Genomic DNA, 284 nt, shown 5'->3' with positions numbered 1-284 from the left:
GACCTGGGCTTCGAATACAACAATGACAAGCGCACGATCGATCGAGGCGTTCCCTCGGCTGCCCAAGGCTCTCTGACCAGCCCGTCACGCCCCCTTACCGGTTTTCGCGATACCTTTTTTGGTGTGCCGGGATTCAACGTCAGCGATTTCGAGGCTAAGGTCCTAAGCGGGCGCATCGAGCATCGGTTTAGCGACAACCTGACCGTAACCAGTCGCGTCCTCTACGGAGATTATGACAAGCTCTATCGAAACACTTTCGCGGTAACCCCGGCCACCCCGCGCGG

At 58.1% G+C, this 284-nt stretch carries 1 pseudogene; it reads left to right on the top strand.

What is annotated here, in order from left to right:
- A pseudogene (locus IL54_RS24770) lies at positions 1-284 on the top strand (TonB-dependent siderophore receptor); the annotation flags it as partial.

The organism is Sphingobium sp. ba1 (assembly GCF_000743655.1).
In the GTDB taxonomy this organism is placed as follows: Bacteria; Pseudomonadota; Alphaproteobacteria; order Sphingomonadales; family Sphingomonadaceae; genus Sphingobium.
The sequence above is the reverse complement of the archived record's forward strand: the minus strand, read 5'-3'. Positions and strand labels throughout refer to the sequence as shown.